Raw genomic sequence first — 15,183 nt, forward strand, 5'->3', positions numbered from 1 at the left:
GCCTGTTGCAGCATCAAACCGAAAAGTGGGAAGCGCATTGAAGAAAATCGGACACCTAAACCTACCTATGCACGACGCGCCAGTTCGCGATGAATACGCAGCTCTTCGCGAATTCGATCCATTTCGGTCGCCATGTGGGAGAAGTGACGCCCGCTGTCTTTCATCGTTTCAGTCATCTCCATGACCGCGTCGGTGTGCGCCTCGAGAGCTTTGGTCGCGTTGTTGAGTGCAGTGGGATCGACGATAACGGCAGCCACCTGCGCAGAAGCCTGCGACTTCTCGGGCGCGGCCTTTGCGCCGGCAGTTATTCCAAAGTGCCTGACAGCGAAGATAACAGCTAGCGTGGCTCCGAAGACGACAAGTGCTAGCGGAGGAAGCTCAGCCAGTCTTTCCATTGTGAACCTCTCCCTGGTCATGCGCTGCACGATGGATATTGACCAACTCTGCCACGGCGAAGATCGGATAGATGGCAATCCACGTACTGATGACCCCGGAAGATGCAAAAGCGTATGCCATGCCAGACCAAATCAAACATCCGGCCGCTGCTGAAAATTGGCGTATCTGCGGTGTAACTGCCTTTCTGGCACCATTGATGGCAAGGCCACCGACCCGCAAACAGCCTGCTATGGACATGATCCAGCCGAGGGCGTTTTCAGACGGAACGATCTCGTTAAATCCCGCGAAAGCCGGCTGATTGAAGGTTTGAGACGGAAGCAACAACACCCACCCGAGTGCGATCAGATGGCCCGCCATGAACCATTCCATCATACGCGGACCGAAGCGATGCTGTATCCTCACCCACATTCCGGTTCCTTGGTAACCAGGTTCCATACGGCTCCCCTGCCCTTATTTGCGGCAGGCAGCGTCTTGGCTGCACTGGCGGTTGTTCGAATAGATTGCGGGACCGGCTGTCGGATCCTGTGAAGCAAGGCGTGCAGCCTCCGGATCAGAGAAACGCGTGACCTGATATCCGCTACCGTTCGTCACAGGTGCTGTCTGGCAGCCCGCTATCGCGCACGATAGCAAGGCAACGCTCGCGAGACGGTAGCTTGCGGAACGAAGCATCGTTCTTCTCCATTTCGGTGATACGGTTGAGAGCTTCTTTTGCTGCCTCGGCTTTGGCGGTCTCACGCTCGCGAAACTGGCCGTAGGAGCAAGCCGGCACAACCATCAGCGCTGCGCCAGCGATGGCGCCAATGCCCAGTTTGAGATAGTCGGTGAAGCTGAACATCACGCCATTCCCTGCACCTGCTCGGAAACCGCCTTCGCGTCCGATTTCTTGCGCCAGAGGAGGAAAGCGCCAGCGAGCCCGAAGGCGAGAAGAATGAGCGCGAGATTCTGCCACGGCATCGAGCCGACCGTTGCCAAACCAGAGGAGAGACCGCCACCTGTTACGACAGGCACGATTACCTCCTTCGACTTCCACCACGGCGCATCAAGGCTCGGCGGCGTAACCGGCACCGGCTTTTCCTCAACGACGGGAGCAGCCTTGACCTGCACGATTTCCGACTTGGGCGACAGGTCGACCAGCATAAGGTGGATGGCGGCGCGGGTCTGCGGACCGTCGAGGCCGTCGAGCTTGGCCTTGTAATAACCTGCCTTCTGCCCGGCGTTCTGCAGGCCGATAATATCGGTGACTTTGAACCCGAGCACGGCGAGACCGAGACGCGTGTAATAATCCAAACGATCCGCAAAGCCATTCAGACCGCCGTTGATGCGGCGGGTGATCATTTCGGGATCGTTGCGATCTGCGTAGCGATTGAGGCTCTTTCCGTCGGGGTTACCTTCGTCCCAGTACCAGATAGCCGAAAGCCCTTCCCACGGATCGGTGTTGATCAGGTCGGGGTTTTTCACGAAATCGGGAGGGTTGAATCCCTTCCGCTTGCACCACTGGTAGAAGGTTCGGATGTTGTGGGCACCGGTAACCTGGATCGGGCCGCGCCCGCGGTTCTTGTAGCCGTCGCCGTCTTTTTCAGGGGTGTTGCCGAGATCCGTGCGGGTGTCGTAGCGCTCCTGCGCAGGCGTCGGACCCCAAATCTCCCGGTCGTAGCGGAATGATCCGCTCTCGTGCATCAATTGGCAGAGAAACTGGACAGCACGATGCGGCAGGTTCAGACCGACGCCGGGTCCGTATTTCGACAGCGCCATCATGATGGAATTCAGGTTGCTTTCGTCAACGCGGCCTTTTGCTGCGGCGCGGACCTGAACGACGGACACTGCTGTCATGATTTAATCCTCGGGAACGGCTGTGGTCCCAAGGAGAATTACACAACATCCTCTAAAATTACAACTTTTATGAGGAATTTTGGGCGTCAAAGGGAAGCTCGGCTTGATCTTTCCGCAATTCATCCAGTTGTTTTTGCAGGGCGTCGCGCTGGCGGTTTGCCAAATCCAGTTCCGAAGCCAGAGCGTCGCAGGCATTCGCATGCCTCTCGAGTTCCGATTGCAGGAAAGAGTTCTGCCGTTTCAGTGAGTCGATGTAGGAGGCCATCTGATGTCCTTATTGGTGCTCAGGCCAAGATATTGGCGCAATCTCACTGAGGAACTCGTCAACGGTCGGCTGCTGACGCTGCCCAGCCTGCACCTTGGCCAGTTCACCGTACGCGTAAGACCAGACATCATCTCGCCACGCTACGAAAGCTTGAGCCTCCGCAGCCCAATTTGGTTTTGTTGACGCCGCATAGGAGGCCAACGTCACGCCATCGCGAAACTGACGCTCGCGCGCCGTGCTGTCAACAAGGTTCTGGATGGCGTTTTCGTAGTCAGTGCTGGTGGGCGTGAGAGTTGATCCGCCTTCGCCTATCTCTTCCAGCAGTTCCTCGACTGTCTGTCCGTCCCGGCAAACATAGATGTTGCCATCGGGCCCGATCCACGCGTTCTGATTGAGGCCATCTTCAAGCTTTGTGTACTCGCTCGTCATGCGCTGTTCCTCGTGCGAATGTTCATGATGCCAAGCGTGCGACTGGAGCCGCTATAGTTGGCAAAATAGTATTGTGTTGAAAACTCCAGCCGGAGTGGAGCGCTTGACCCGGAAATGCCGAAGGTGCCGGCGATGCTCTGCCCGAGAAGCACAGAAGCGCCACCACCACAAAGAAACACTCCGGTGCTGCCGGTTGTCGGATCGGTGATCAGGATGAGTCCGCTGCCAGCGGCAAACACGTAGTTCGAAGATGCCGCCAGCGTAACTGTCGTTGTCTGCCTGATCGACCAGTTGTTTGGGGCGAAAGCCAAGTCGACAGCACCCGAAAGAGCGCCGCCAGCACTGGCAAAGGCAGCAATGGTGGCGCGGACAGCAGCATCGTCTGCGTCATCCAGAATCGTGCGGGCGAATGCCGTCAGGGTGGCCAGTGAAGCCGAAGAAGCACCATTGAAATACGGCAGACGATCAGCGGCAGGCGTCAGGCCATGCAGCAGCGCTATAGCGCCGGTAATAAGCTTGATGAGTTTCCCCGTGGTCCCATCGAACGCCACCGGGAAGTTGTCGGCGACGCCACCGTTCGGACCAGTCACCTTCTGATCAAGTGCAGTCTGCTGCGCGGTACTGACCGGTTTATCTGCATCAGAGGTATTGTCGGCGTTCCCGAGGCTGACATCAGCTTTATCAAGCGTAATGTCATCGGTCAGGGCTTTACCGGCTACCGTCCGCGACGTCGGCACCTTGTCGGCAAGTGCATTTCCAACCGCTTCAGCCGAGGCGAAGAAAGATGGAGACTGGCCACCGAGCTTGTTCGCATCAGGTGCTGTGCCAATTGCTGTGTAAACGTCTTCGGCGTCCTGCGCCGTGAGAAGCGTCTGAATGAACGCCGGATAGTTCCCGTTTACGAAGTCAGCAATCTGTTGCGCCGTGACCTTCCGGCTATTTCCTTCCTGGACGGTGTGAAACAGCGCCGCCGCAAGCAGCGCTTCGATCGGCGATAAGGCTCCGAGTTCTTTGTCGGCCATCAGGCGTCTCCTGAAAGTAGAATGCGTCCGTTCTCGTCGCCCGACAGGCGGAGATATCCGCTCTCGTCACCGGACAATCTGATCGCATCGCGAGGTGTGATTTGAACCGCGAGTGTGTGAGCCTGCAGCGAACGATAGCCATCGCGCTCTGCTGATACGGTGATTGTCGAGTTGACGTTCGTACCGAGATCACTGAGCGGAATGGTGAACGTATTGCCGATCAAACCGGTGTAACTGGTGATCAGCGTTCCGGTCGTCGTTCGAACATCGATGCGCGTCGTCTGACCGTCTTCGCCGCCGACATCAGCCTCGTTCCATTTCAGAGCCTGTGTCGACTCGAGGATGCGATTTCGGTTTGACCAGGTCAGCGACAGTTCGGATGCGGCACGCGCATCGACTGCCCCGAAACCGACGCCATTGATCTTTACGTTGGCAGGCCGGTTGGGGCGATACGGGCGCGGGGTGATCGAGATGTTCAGTTGCGGAGCATCTGCCAGCGGAAGAGCGCCCGCTGTCGTTCTGGTCAGCAGCCAATAGGATGTGCTCTCGAACACCGATCTCACAGTCGGATCGACCATGATGGAGTCGGCTGGAATGATGAAGCAACGGGTTCCGACCGGCCATGCCTTCGGGATGGTATCGAGCATCCCACGGTTCAAAAGATATCCAAGCGCGTCTGCCGTCTGAACCGTGCAAATTTCGGTGTATTCGTCGCTCCCGGTTCCGATGAGGATGAAATCGCCTGCCGACGGAACGCCACCGCGCAGACCCGGCAAAGAGGTCAACTGGCTTTGCGATTCCGCGACGAGCGGAGTGGTGAGCGCAAAAGTACCGAAGAACGGCCGGGTGCCGATCGATGAACGTTTGGTCGTGCCGTTCACGTCGGTGACATAGGTCACAAGATCGTAGTTCACGTCGTCATCACTGTCGGCACCAACCGTGACGGCGGCGAGCGCCTCCGGATATTCCAATTCTGACGGATCGTTGAGCTTCAGTGCAGCGGAAGCCATGAACGCAGGAGCCGTGCCGATCTGGTAATAGGACGCGGGCGTCGGAGGCTGAGACGGATTGACCCACGCGGTGTCGTCGGACTCAAGGTAGCTGGCGAGATCGAGGCCGAAGATGTCCTCGTAAAGGTCGAGGGTGACGACGTTAGAGTCCTTCTGGACTTCCGAAACGCGGAACACGATGCGCTCGATGTCGTATTCGGGCCACGACAAGACCACCACGTCGCTGCTGACCGAGTCCCAAAACTGCCGCGTCACCTGAGCCTGACAAGTCGCGATAGGATTCACAGACGCAGCAAGGTCGCGCTCGGCCACATATTGCGCTGCCGTTCTCGAGGTGAAACCGTAATAGTTTCTCGATGAACTGACGATTCCGCCTTCTGCTGCGATGCCGGCGAGATCCTGGACGGTGATCGTTTCCGTCTTGCCAGTTTCTGCGTTCGTCATCGTGACGACGATCTCGTTCGCCAGCTCACCCCACGCCTTGCGGGCAAAACTCGACAGATCGGCATTGCTTGGGTCGATTACCGGTAACAGGTCAACATCATAGTCGCCGCGAAGCGCCTTGATCGTATGCTTGCCGGTCGACGGTTTGACGAAAACGGCGGCCTGCACATGGTTGCAGACCTCACCGATGAATTTTTCGATTTCGCTCTGGCGCGTCCAAATCAAGCTCATGCCGAGGCGTTCGTTGTAGAAGAGTTGCGCGGCTGCCTCGAACGATGGTTTGTCAATCACACCCGGCGCTTCGCCCATTCCCCAGTCCTGATTGGTCAGACACTCGTAGATGATGTGGGCAGGGTTGGCGGCAAACTGGGGATTTCCAAGGGAATCATTGTCGACCTGAATCAATGCAAGGGCTGGATTGAGACCGATCGGAGCCCGGCGAACACGGAACGAAAAGGCGCGCAGGTAAGGATTGTTGGCCGCGAGATAGAAGCCGCGCTTGAACGCCGATGGCTGATTGTTCAGCGCGTTGACGAGCCCTTGGTAAGCACCTTCCCACACATCAGCGACACCGGTCAGAAAGACACTGGCGAGTCCGCGGAAACCGGGGCATGTCGCGCTGGTCAATCCGAGACGGGCAGCCAGCGACTCCGGCATGACTTGCGTGGCTTTACCTGGCAGCCACCATAGAAGACCTTTGACACCACCCTCTTTTTTCACATCGCCAAACAGATCGGGCCGGTTCACCGGAACGGTGGTTTCGTCTACCAGCGTGCCCCGCCAGATTTCTTTGTCATTATATTTTGCGGCGATAAGCGTCAGGCCGTCACCATAAGCACAGATGCCCATGTGAAGGCCCATCGTGTACTCGAAGATTTCTACTTTGCCTTCGCCCTTGCCACCTGCGCCCATCAGGAAGACCTCGCCCTGATCGCTTCAAGGACACGGTCCAACTGCGCATCGAAACCTTTGCCGCGCAGTTTCGATGCTGGCATGCCGTTTCTCAGAAAGTGCTCGAAATCGCCGCCGCCTGTCACGAAGGCTTTACGAACTCCCTTCACGCAGAAGAAGGGTCGCATATCGCTGATCGTCACAATCGGGTCCCACTCGCTCACGCTGAGACCTTTCTGCTGGTCGTCGCCTTGTCGCCCCACCAAAGAACGTTAGGAGCTACATCGAGTTCGCCAAACAGCACCGGGATAGGACGGCTTTCGGCCGTCGGTTCATCCATGTCGCGAAGTTCGTCAGGCTGCGAAGTGGCGGCTTTCGGCATCGTAAGATAGCCGATCACCATCGAGCCTACGCCGATGAGAAGCTGGACCAGAAATGATGCCAGAAATGGAAGGGGCATAGCTCACTTTTCGCGTATTTCACTTTTAGTGAGCAATTCTAGTAGAACTGGTTCTTAGATGAAAGGGGATTCTCAAGCGGGATGAATGGTTGTCCGCCGTAGTTATGAATATTGTTATGCTGATTGCAGCCGCTCATTTGTCGATTGCACCCCCTGATAACAGAAAGTTGCGTGCCGGCTGCCAGCCCTCGGGCAATACCTCGAACGACAATAACACTGGTGCCGCTGTCATTGATGACGTTGGCAATGGTGCGTAGTTCGCGAACGCCGGTATCCGAATTTGTCCATTCGAGCAGGCCGCCGATGTAAAGCCCAAACTGTGCGCCCAACCAAGCGTCAACCATGATCCGGTTGCGGGTCACGCTTGTTACCGAACGGGTCACTGTCGCGGCTGCTCGACTCGCTCTGCACTGCGAGCCATAGAGGACATGCGGGCAGCCGATCTGGTAGTTTCGCCGAAGCCCCGGTCGCTTCAGTGACGTCGAGACGGGCTGGCATGAAAGTTCAATCTCGTTCTTTTTGTAGGTGCTCCCGAGGATGCGACCGAGCCAAATGGCTGGATAATTTTCCTCCGTCACTGGGTCGCCGACATGGCCCTCGAAAATCGTCAGGTTCACGACCTGCGACGGTGGATATGCCAGAAACAACTGGTCAATCTCACTGCCGAGTGACATGGAGATCGTGACATCCGATTTGTCCAGTGTGCCGTCGTGGCTGATGGCGCTGTTCTTGATCGGCCACGGGTAAAACGGCAGAATAATATCTTCGCCGAGTTCGTTCGTTCCGATCTTCCGATCGATGGTCGTTTCACCGTTGTTGAAACCGTAAGGACCAATCATCCCGCTTTCGGCGGAATTCTCGGCGCCCTGGATTAGATAGAGGGAGACTGGTGTACCGCTATAACGGCTATTTTCTCGGGAATTGAATGACATCAAATCTCCTATTATCGGCGAAGAACCATCGCGATGAGGCGCGCCGAGGTCGACAGGTTGGTCAGCGCCTGTCGGCTTATTCTGAACGTGGTTTGCGTTCGTCCAGACGGGGGTACAAATATCCGGAACGATGAAGCGGTCACGATATCGTTATTGTTAACGCCAGGGTTCACCATCCCCATTGAACCTATGACACCCCCGTCAGTATCGTTATTGATGTCATACCTGATAGCTGCCCCGGTTTGATTGTTTTGGGTGATGAGTTCACTGGAATAGAACAAGTACACCCTTGGCGATCCAGCTCCATGATTAACTGTTAAGCTGACCTGATTGCTGCCGGTCTGCGACGTTTCAAACGCGTCCGAAATAGCGCCCGCAGCGATATTCGACGTTCCGACTGTCAGTCGAGAAATATTCGCATCGCCGATATCAACGTATCCCAACACTGCTGAAATTGCAGAAAGAGAACCGACACTCATCTTTGCCGCGGTTACTGCGCCAGCAGCAAGTTTATCCGTAGAAATGATACCTGCTTGGAGGTGTCCCGCCTGAATAGCGTCGGCGGCAATGTGTTGTGCGCGGATAGCGTTCGCGGCAATTTGGTCAGCACCGACAGTGCCGGTCTTGATCCCCTGCCCGTCGATTATTGTGCGGCCGTAATCTGTACTCAGGTTAAGTCCGCCCTTATACGTGGCGAGAACGATGTTGTTCGACGCGAACGCAGTGGACGGCAAAGTGGTCGATGATAGGGAAGACGCACCCTTGGCCCAGTAAATGTAGATCGTGGCGTCGGTCCACATCGCGCCGATTGGATTTTCCGAGATGACAACCTCAACCGTAGCGCCGGTATCATCGAGATAGGTAATCGTTCCAGCGGTCCAACTGACGCGGTTGGACGTTGGTGTGTTTCCGGAGAAGGCGATTCCGGTCGCGGTGACCCCTCTGGCTCCGATCTCGAGCACGTTTGCGCGCACCGAGTTGGTGGCAATGTTGCCACCGTTGATTTTGGTGTTGTCACCCCCCGAGCGCCAGTCAGCGAGCGAGGTTCCACCTGAAATCAGGATTTTGCCGGGATCGATCTGTGTCAGCGCTTCATTGATGCGGCCGGCAGGATCGTTCGCGTAATCCGCCACGTCGCCGAGCGCGTGCCCGCTGACTGTAATGGAACCGGCAAGCGCCGTGCCTGCCATCAGCTTTGCTGCGCTCAGTTCGACAATATGCGCGTTCGTGATGATTGCATTAGCGATCTGAGCCGCACCAGTGATGACTGCCTGGTCAGCAACCAACTGATTTGCGCCGATCGTCTGCGCCAAGATGGTGCCACCATCGATGTACGCTTTACCTTCAACCGACTGATAGTCGTTCCCACCCCGATAGACGCCGAGCAGGACCGAATCCTGCGAATACATTGTAACAAGTGACGTGGTGACGGAGAACTTGTTGTCACCAAGCACGTAATAAACGTAGAGGGTCGGACCGGTGAAATCGACGAATCCGGACGGAATGTTCTGGCTGGTCGGAACACTGCCGTCGGTCCCGAAGGTGATTTGTCCAGCCGTCCATGTCAGCCGATTCCCGTTTGGTGCATTGCCCGGCTTAAAAAGGATGCCGACCAAGGTTACCTTAACTTCGCTCCGGATTTTGGAAGTCGTTGCAAAGGCCGGAGCTGACCACGGAGATTTATTCCCCGACGTGTCGACCGCTCGCACCCAGTACCAACGCGTGATTTCCGGATCCTGCGCCGCGATGACGAACGCGTTCGTTTGAGACGTGTAAGAAGGAGTCGACTCGTCGGTGGGCGCCGGAAATTCTTCGAGCGCTTCGAAAATCTCGTACCGGGCAAAGTCCGTCTCGGTATTTGCGATCCATTTCAGCCACGTGTTGTTGATCCCTCCGCTCGCTGTAAGGCCTACAGGCATGGCAGGCGGAATTTCATCCGCGACGGTCGTGTGCGTAAACTCGACACTTGGCTCCGACTTGTTTCCTGATTTATCGACTGCAAAAACGCGGCCGGTGTAGACCGTGTTCGGGATCATCGAGACCTGATACATGGTCGAACTGGTCTGATACCCTATCCAGCTTCCGAGGCCCTGCTTCAATTGCAGCTCGTAATATGCGAAGTCGTCCTCGAGCGAGGGAGCCCATGTTCCGATCAGCAGATTGGACGGCACCAATGTCGAATTGAGTTCGAAATCTTTCGGCCGCTCTGGTGCAATCGTGTCGACCAGTGCATCGAGGTCTTCGGGTGTGACCGAACCGAGTGAGCCGTCGATCGCTCCCTGCAGCAGGAGATTGAGTTTTGCGCGAACACTGGCGCCAGATTCGCCGTTCTTGATGAGATCGACAGGACCGATAGGCATCTCAGTCCTCCCACACGGCGGAATCGACCCACTGTCCTCTGTCTCGCCAGTAGCCCGTAGCCAGTATCCAGTTGCTGCCGTAGGAGCTTTCCGCCGCCAGGTTTTCGAGCGTGACAAAAGACAGACTGATGTTTGCTACGGTGTTCGTGACCCATTCGATCGTGAGGCTGTCTTGTGCGAAGCGGGAGACGAACATCCACGAAATCTGCTCGATCTCCGACGCGGCAACGCCGATATCCTCGTGAAACTCGACGAATGTGTTGCCGCCGCTGGTCGCCATAAGCGTGATTTCGCGGGGAAGAAGTTGACCGGAGCGGGTGCGGATCAACACCGCCGCGTGGGCGCGGTCTTCATTGTAGGTGTCATAGAATTCCGTCCCGGCGAACTGAATCACTTTGTCGGCCACGTTCATAGCGACAGGGAAATCACTCCCCCACGTCGGCACGTAAATCTCACCCGCCCTGCCCTTGCAGCGCACGAAGATATCCAGAATAGCCATCGCATCCGCACGGCTCATCGCCATGTAGGTGGCCGTCAGCGTTCGGGAGACAAGCGGAACAGGTGTGAAGGTTTTTACGACACCGCGCGAATAATCAACGGTCTCGAATTTGAGATTGAACTGCACCTGCGGCCGATTGAGATAATTCGGCTTTCGCAGGAGCACATAGCGGCCGAACAGAATAGCTGCTGGCCCGAAGGATTGGACACTGTCACCCTCGGCGCTTTCGTCAAACGGCAGGTCGTCCGGAGTCCGCACCACCGAGCCCGGCTCGACATCGAATTTTACCGGAGCCGTGGCAACCTGATTGGTATAGAGTGAAAGCGTATTCGAATTGGCGAGTTGCGCGGGTAAATACGGGAGAAGATATGCGCCTGCGCCAACCGGCTTTTGCAGCGGGTTTACAAGGACGACCGTGTTGTTGTCCACAAAGTCGATCTGCACCTTGGCCGCCGTGCGCCCCGTCATCAGAACGTAGGCTCCGTCGTTGACCATCCACAGAGGTGTACTTTCTATCAGCAGAACCGTTGCGCCGGCTGCTGTGGTGTTCTTCACCAGCGCAGGCTCCGCCGAGAAGTCGGCTATCTCAACCTTGCCGTCCCGCGCCCGGTTTACCGCATCGGCGAAGCTGCGCATCCTCTCACCGTCGAGAAGGATGGTGGCTTCGATTGAACGCCGAGGTTGGATGCGCAATGCCCGGCGCTGCTCGCTCCCATTTCGGGTCGCGAACACGTCCGTTTTGAACTCGTAGGTATCCCGGATTCCGTTACGCCAGTTGGGCACGAAAGGGAGGAAGACTGCCATGTGTCGAACCGATCCTCGTTTGGCAGGAATTTCTCACATTAAGAGTAATTTTGCAACGAGCTATCGACCGAGTGCCCCGTTGATCTTGTTCTGATTGCGGGTCATGAAGTTGGTAAAAATGCGCTCACCTGGAACGCTGGAGAGGGCAGCTTCCAGCATTTCGACCGGGTCTATAACGTTCACTACCTTCATGTTCACGGCTTTGCCACCGCCACCGTTTGCAGAATGACGCGGATCGTTCTCGGTCAGAACCTCCTCGCCCTCGAGCGCAACGATGGGCACTTCGCCCTGACGCAGCCCGTCGGTTACGATACCGCCACCGTGATAACGCTGCGCACCAGCAAAAACCATCGGATTGACGCGACGGGTTTGAGTCGTCTGTCCGACGATTCCACCGCTGTGCTTGGCGCCGAACAAGCCGGATAACAGACCGCCAATCCCCCCGCCTGCGCCAGCACCGGAAGACGTACCTCCGGTCAACGCGTTGAACAATGCTTGTTTGATAATAGCTTTCCCGATCTCGATCAGGAACTCGGAAATCCCTTGCAGCAGAGCATTGAAGAATGCGTCGGCAGCATTCTCACCGTTCGCAATGGCTTGCGCAAATGCGCTGAATGCATTGCTTCCGATATCGGCAAGCTTTTCGTTAATATCTTCCGCGGTTGGGAGAAACTGCGTTTTCATGCGATCCGTAGACTGGCCAATCGTAATCTGCATGTTCTGCAACTGGCTGATCGCGTTGGCTGCACCCTCGCCTCCCATCGCCTGCCAAAAGGCGATGGCGGACGCTATAGCTTCGTTGAGCCTCGTGTTTACGTTGTCCAATTCGGTGGCCGTTGACGCGAACAAAGACTGATCCCCGCTCTGTTGCGCCAGATCCATGCGCTCAAGCAAGAGAGAACGCTGTTCGAGTAGTTCATTCACCTCACGATTGATGTTGCTCCTGTCAAATTCTTCCGCCGCCAGTCGCTGCGTTTCGGCACGCTGTTCCTTCGTCAGTTGAAGTCCTGTTTCCCGTGCCCGGTTCTCCTCATCGCGAACCGCTTTCAGAATTGCAGCGTCGCGGGCAGACTTGGACAGTAGGTCGAGTTCGAACTTCTGCTGCTCAACGCGTTTCTGATAATCGGTAAGATATTCCTGCTGATCGAGCGCCCGATCCTTGTCGAATTGTGCAAGCTTGGTCGCGTGTTCGACAGTTCCCGCATATGCTGCAAGAAGCCCTTGTGCCCGAGCCTCGTGGCCGCCCATCTGCTCACTGACCTTGTCAAGCACCGTGCCAGGCGCGCCGCCGTTCTTGGCATCTGAGGCATTGATGTTTTTCGCATTGCCCGCATTGATGGCCGCATAAATCTGCAGCAATCCGTCGCCTGCTTTCACGCCGGCATCTGCCAGATACTTTCCGACCGCCTCGATCTGCTGCGAGATCGTGGATTCGGCAGTCACGCCATAACGGGCGGCTTGAGGTTCACCCCACTGAATCAAACCACGGTGCTGACCGTTCTGCGTCGTGGGGCCCGCCTTCCAAGGGTCGAATGTCCCGGCTGTCTCGTAAGACATGGCAGTGAGCAAATCTTTTGCGCTGACGCCCATCTGCTCGGCGAGCTTGACGGTCGCCGCAATCAATTCCTCCATCTGGCGGCCTTGCGGCGTGCCACGTTCCGCCGTGTACTGAGCTTCGAAATTCCTGTTCTGCGCATCATAAAGCGCGCCGGCCTGCTTGCGGATTGCCTCAGTCTGTTCTTTCGTGAGACCGAGAAATTCCTGATTGAGCTTTTTCGCCTGTTCAAGTGCTTCGTTACGCGCCTTCAGCAGCTTCTCTTCGATAAAGCGCTCGCGGTTGGTGAGGGTGACAGCCGACGCCTCTTCACGCATGCTTTCGAGACCCTTTTCAACGGCAGCATTGATGTCAGTCTGAGCCTTCTTCTGCGCTTCCGATTCTCTGCTCATAGCAGCAGTTTCAACGTTGCGCTCACGCTCGACCTTGGCAATCTCACGCTGAAGCCCGAGCAAGTCGTTAAGCTCAGCCTTCATCTCACCGAGATTATCAACTCCGGTCATGCCCGCAGAACCGGTCGAGATACCACCTTCGCGAAGCTTCTCTTCGAGCGCTATAGCTTGCCGCAGTTCAGAAATACGGTCACCGACACTCTGGTCTTCGAACGCTCCCTGTACGACCTTCGTGGCGGCACGGATATCACGGGTGAAGTTCTTCACATCGCGGCCGAAATAGTTGATTTCGCGCGTTACGAACTGAATAATGCCACTGTCTTCAAGCGCACCGACAAGTTCATTCCACGCGGCGCGCATCTCATCGATCGCTTTCGCCCAGTCGCTCGCCTCTGTCTTCGTTCCCTCAAGTTTGGTACGAAGGACATCCTGCGCCATGGCCAACGCGCCCGCGCGATTTCCACTCGCATCCATGGCCTTGATCTGCTCGTATTGCGAAGCCGTGAGGAAGTTCAGTTCCTGATCCAGCGCACGAACGTCGTCGACCGACCCTCTGAACGCTGCCGAAACTCTCCTGCCGGCCTCGACAACACCCTCACCGGTCACAGCATCAAGGTTCTTGGCAAGCTCCGCGAGACCCGCAAACCGACCACCGGAAATGCCGTCAGAAGCAAACCCGGCAACCAGCGAACGGGCATCATTGATCGAGACCCCCATGTCCTTGATCTTGCCGGTGATTTCCGCAAGCCCCTCGGCAGTGTAACGATAGCCGTCGGAAGAAAGTGCGAGCTTTTTCTGGAAGTATTCAACAGAGTCGCCGGCTTCTTTCAGGCGCATCGCAGCGGAGATAAACGGCGCCAGGACGACGCCAAGCATTGCGAGTTGCGGGATGGACCGCGCCACGGTGACCATGACGTTCGGCCAGATCTGTGCGAATTGACCCGCCTGCTGCGCCAGCACCTGCAACGGTGCCTGACCCATCGCAAGACCTGAGACAACGTCGTTCACCTGGTAACCAAGGTTGGTCAATTGCCACGGGCGCAAACCGTAGACCAGAATATCTTCGGGATCACCGCCAGCTCTGGAACCCTTCTTAGCTCCGCCACCCGCACTGGTAACGGAATCCATCCGGTCACCGAGCGAACCCTGCGCAGCGGCAGCCTTCTTTGACGCCGTAGTGAGCTTGTTGAGTTCTGCGGTGGTATTGACGAGCGCAACGCTCTCATTCGTCGACGCCACGGCACCGCGCTGCATCTCTGTAGCAAGCCGGCTAAAGCTCGCAAAGCCTACGCGAGCCTCGCCGTTGATTTGCTGAAGAGCCGCGCGCTTCTGTTGCAACGCTCCCATAGCTTCGCGAGAGCGATCACGCACCAGTTTAATCGTATCGCCCAGTTCCGCATTTCTGCCGCGGATAACGAGCCCGTGCGGGCAGCATTGGCCTGCACCGCGCGATAACGATCGACTTCGCTATTGAGGCGCTTGTAATTGTCGACAGCCGCCTCGATCTCGCCTTTCGCGACACCAACCACAGCTCGTCGATTCTGAGCAGCAGCCGACGCGGAGAGGCGCTTCTGCTGCTGCTCAAGGTTTTTCAGAACCTTCGAATATTCATCGCGAGCCTTGACGGCAAATTCGACGACTCTTTCACGGCTCGCCATTGTTCAACACCTTCAATTGCGACTGGAAAGCCTTGAGGGCTTTCTTGGTGGAGGCGGGCTTCACGCTCTGATTTGGAACTGTGGAGATCGCCATTTGCAGAAGGGCCGCTTCGCTTGCCATCTGAGCGTTGATCCTGTCGACCACGAAGCGAGCCTCTGCAAAAACCTTACAGACCGGGTAGAACCAGGCTGATGGGTGTCCGTGGTCGAGCAGCAAGCTCACCTGGCGGTGGACA

16 protein-coding genes are annotated in these 15,183 nt (G+C 56.7%); all 16 read right to left on the reverse strand.

Features of this window, described 5'->3' with window-relative positions; all coding sequences use genetic code 11:
- Nucleotides 1-65: 65 nt before the first annotated feature.
- The 16 genes from L904_RS08040 to L904_RS08115 all read right to left on the reverse strand — a co-directional run bounded on the left by L904_RS08040 (nt 66) and on the right by L904_RS08115 (nt 15,170).
- Nucleotides 66-395, reverse strand: a complete 330-nt coding sequence (locus L904_RS08040; protein WP_035263752.1) for a hypothetical protein — start codon at nt 393-395, stop codon at nt 66-68.
- On the reverse strand, nt 379-831 hold the full coding sequence (locus tag L904_RS08045) for a hypothetical protein (RefSeq protein WP_155272893.1): 453 nt from the start codon (nt 829-831) through the stop codon (nt 379-381). The genes L904_RS08040 and L904_RS08045 overlap by 17 nt, the downstream gene beginning before the upstream one ends.
- Before the next feature lie 142 nt (nt 832-973).
- Entirely contained in the window at nt 974-1,231 is a 258-nt protein-coding gene (locus tag L904_RS08050) for a hypothetical protein (RefSeq protein WP_035263757.1), read from the reverse strand.
- Entirely contained in the window at nt 1,231-2,226 is a 996-nt protein-coding gene (locus L904_RS28085; RefSeq protein WP_035263759.1) for a glycoside hydrolase family 19 protein, read from the reverse strand. The genes L904_RS08050 and L904_RS28085 overlap by 1 nt, the downstream gene beginning before the upstream one ends.
- Before the next feature lie 67 nt (nt 2,227-2,293).
- Nucleotides 2,294-2,491, reverse strand: coding sequence for a hypothetical protein (locus L904_RS08060; protein WP_035263761.1), 198 nt, complete (start codon nt 2,489-2,491; stop codon nt 2,294-2,296).
- A gap of 9 nt (nt 2,492-2,500) precedes the next feature.
- On the reverse strand, nt 2,501-2,920 hold the full coding sequence (locus L904_RS28345; protein WP_245285046.1) for a hypothetical protein: 420 nt from the start codon (nt 2,918-2,920) through the stop codon (nt 2,501-2,503).
- Nucleotides 2,917-3,942 (reverse strand): hypothetical protein, encoded by a 1,026-nt coding sequence (locus L904_RS08070; protein WP_035263763.1) that lies wholly within the window; start codon nt 3,940-3,942, stop codon nt 2,917-2,919. The genes L904_RS28345 and L904_RS08070 overlap by 4 nt, the downstream gene beginning before the upstream one ends.
- On the reverse strand, nt 3,942-6,308 hold the full coding sequence (locus L904_RS08075) for a phage tail protein (RefSeq protein WP_035263765.1): 2,367 nt from the start codon (nt 6,306-6,308) through the stop codon (nt 3,942-3,944). Before L904_RS08075 ends, L904_RS08070 begins: the two co-directional genes overlap by 1 nt.
- The gene (locus L904_RS08080) at nt 6,308-6,511 is read right to left on the reverse strand and encodes a hypothetical protein (RefSeq protein ID WP_035263767.1); all 204 of its coding nucleotides are present in this window, start codon (nt 6,509-6,511) and stop codon (nt 6,308-6,310) included. The genes L904_RS08075 and L904_RS08080 overlap by 1 nt, the downstream gene beginning before the upstream one ends.
- Entirely contained in the window at nt 6,508-6,747 is a 240-nt protein-coding gene (locus L904_RS08085; RefSeq protein WP_035263770.1) for a hypothetical protein, read from the reverse strand. Before L904_RS08085 ends, L904_RS08080 begins: the two co-directional genes overlap by 4 nt.
- Before the next feature lie 38 nt (nt 6,748-6,785).
- Nucleotides 6,786-7,679: a phage BR0599 family protein gene (locus tag L904_RS08090; protein WP_080707346.1), complete on the reverse strand. Its 894-nt coding sequence runs from the start codon at nt 7,677-7,679 to the stop codon at nt 6,786-6,788.
- An 11-nt stretch (nt 7,680-7,690) separates the two neighbouring features.
- A complete protein-coding gene (locus L904_RS28090; protein WP_035263773.1) occupies nt 7,691-10,039 on the reverse strand; it encodes a fibronectin type III domain-containing protein in 2,349 nt (782 codons plus the stop codon).
- Between the two features lies 1 nt (nt 10,040).
- Nucleotides 10,041-11,342: a hypothetical protein gene (locus tag L904_RS08100; RefSeq protein ID WP_035263775.1), complete on the reverse strand. Its 1,302-nt coding sequence runs from the start codon at nt 11,340-11,342 to the stop codon at nt 10,041-10,043.
- 60 nt (nt 11,343-11,402) lie between these two features.
- Nucleotides 11,403-14,627 (reverse strand): phage tail length tape measure family protein, encoded by a 3,225-nt coding sequence (locus L904_RS08105; protein WP_197416743.1) that lies wholly within the window; start codon nt 14,625-14,627, stop codon nt 11,403-11,405.
- On the reverse strand, nt 14,576-14,947 hold the full coding sequence (locus L904_RS08110) for a hypothetical protein (RefSeq protein WP_059775496.1): 372 nt from the start codon (nt 14,945-14,947) through the stop codon (nt 14,576-14,578). The genes L904_RS08105 and L904_RS08110 overlap by 52 nt, the downstream gene beginning before the upstream one ends.
- The gene (locus L904_RS08115) at nt 14,934-15,170 is read right to left on the reverse strand and encodes a hypothetical protein (RefSeq protein ID WP_155272896.1); all 237 of its coding nucleotides are present in this window, start codon (nt 15,168-15,170) and stop codon (nt 14,934-14,936) included. The genes L904_RS08110 and L904_RS08115 overlap by 14 nt, the downstream gene beginning before the upstream one ends.
- Nucleotides 15,171-15,183 lie beyond the last annotated feature (13 nt).

It is taken from the genome of Agrobacterium sp. LY4, from assembly GCF_001526585.1.
Classification (GTDB): Bacteria; Pseudomonadota; Alphaproteobacteria; order Rhizobiales; family Rhizobiaceae; genus Agrobacterium; species Agrobacterium leguminum.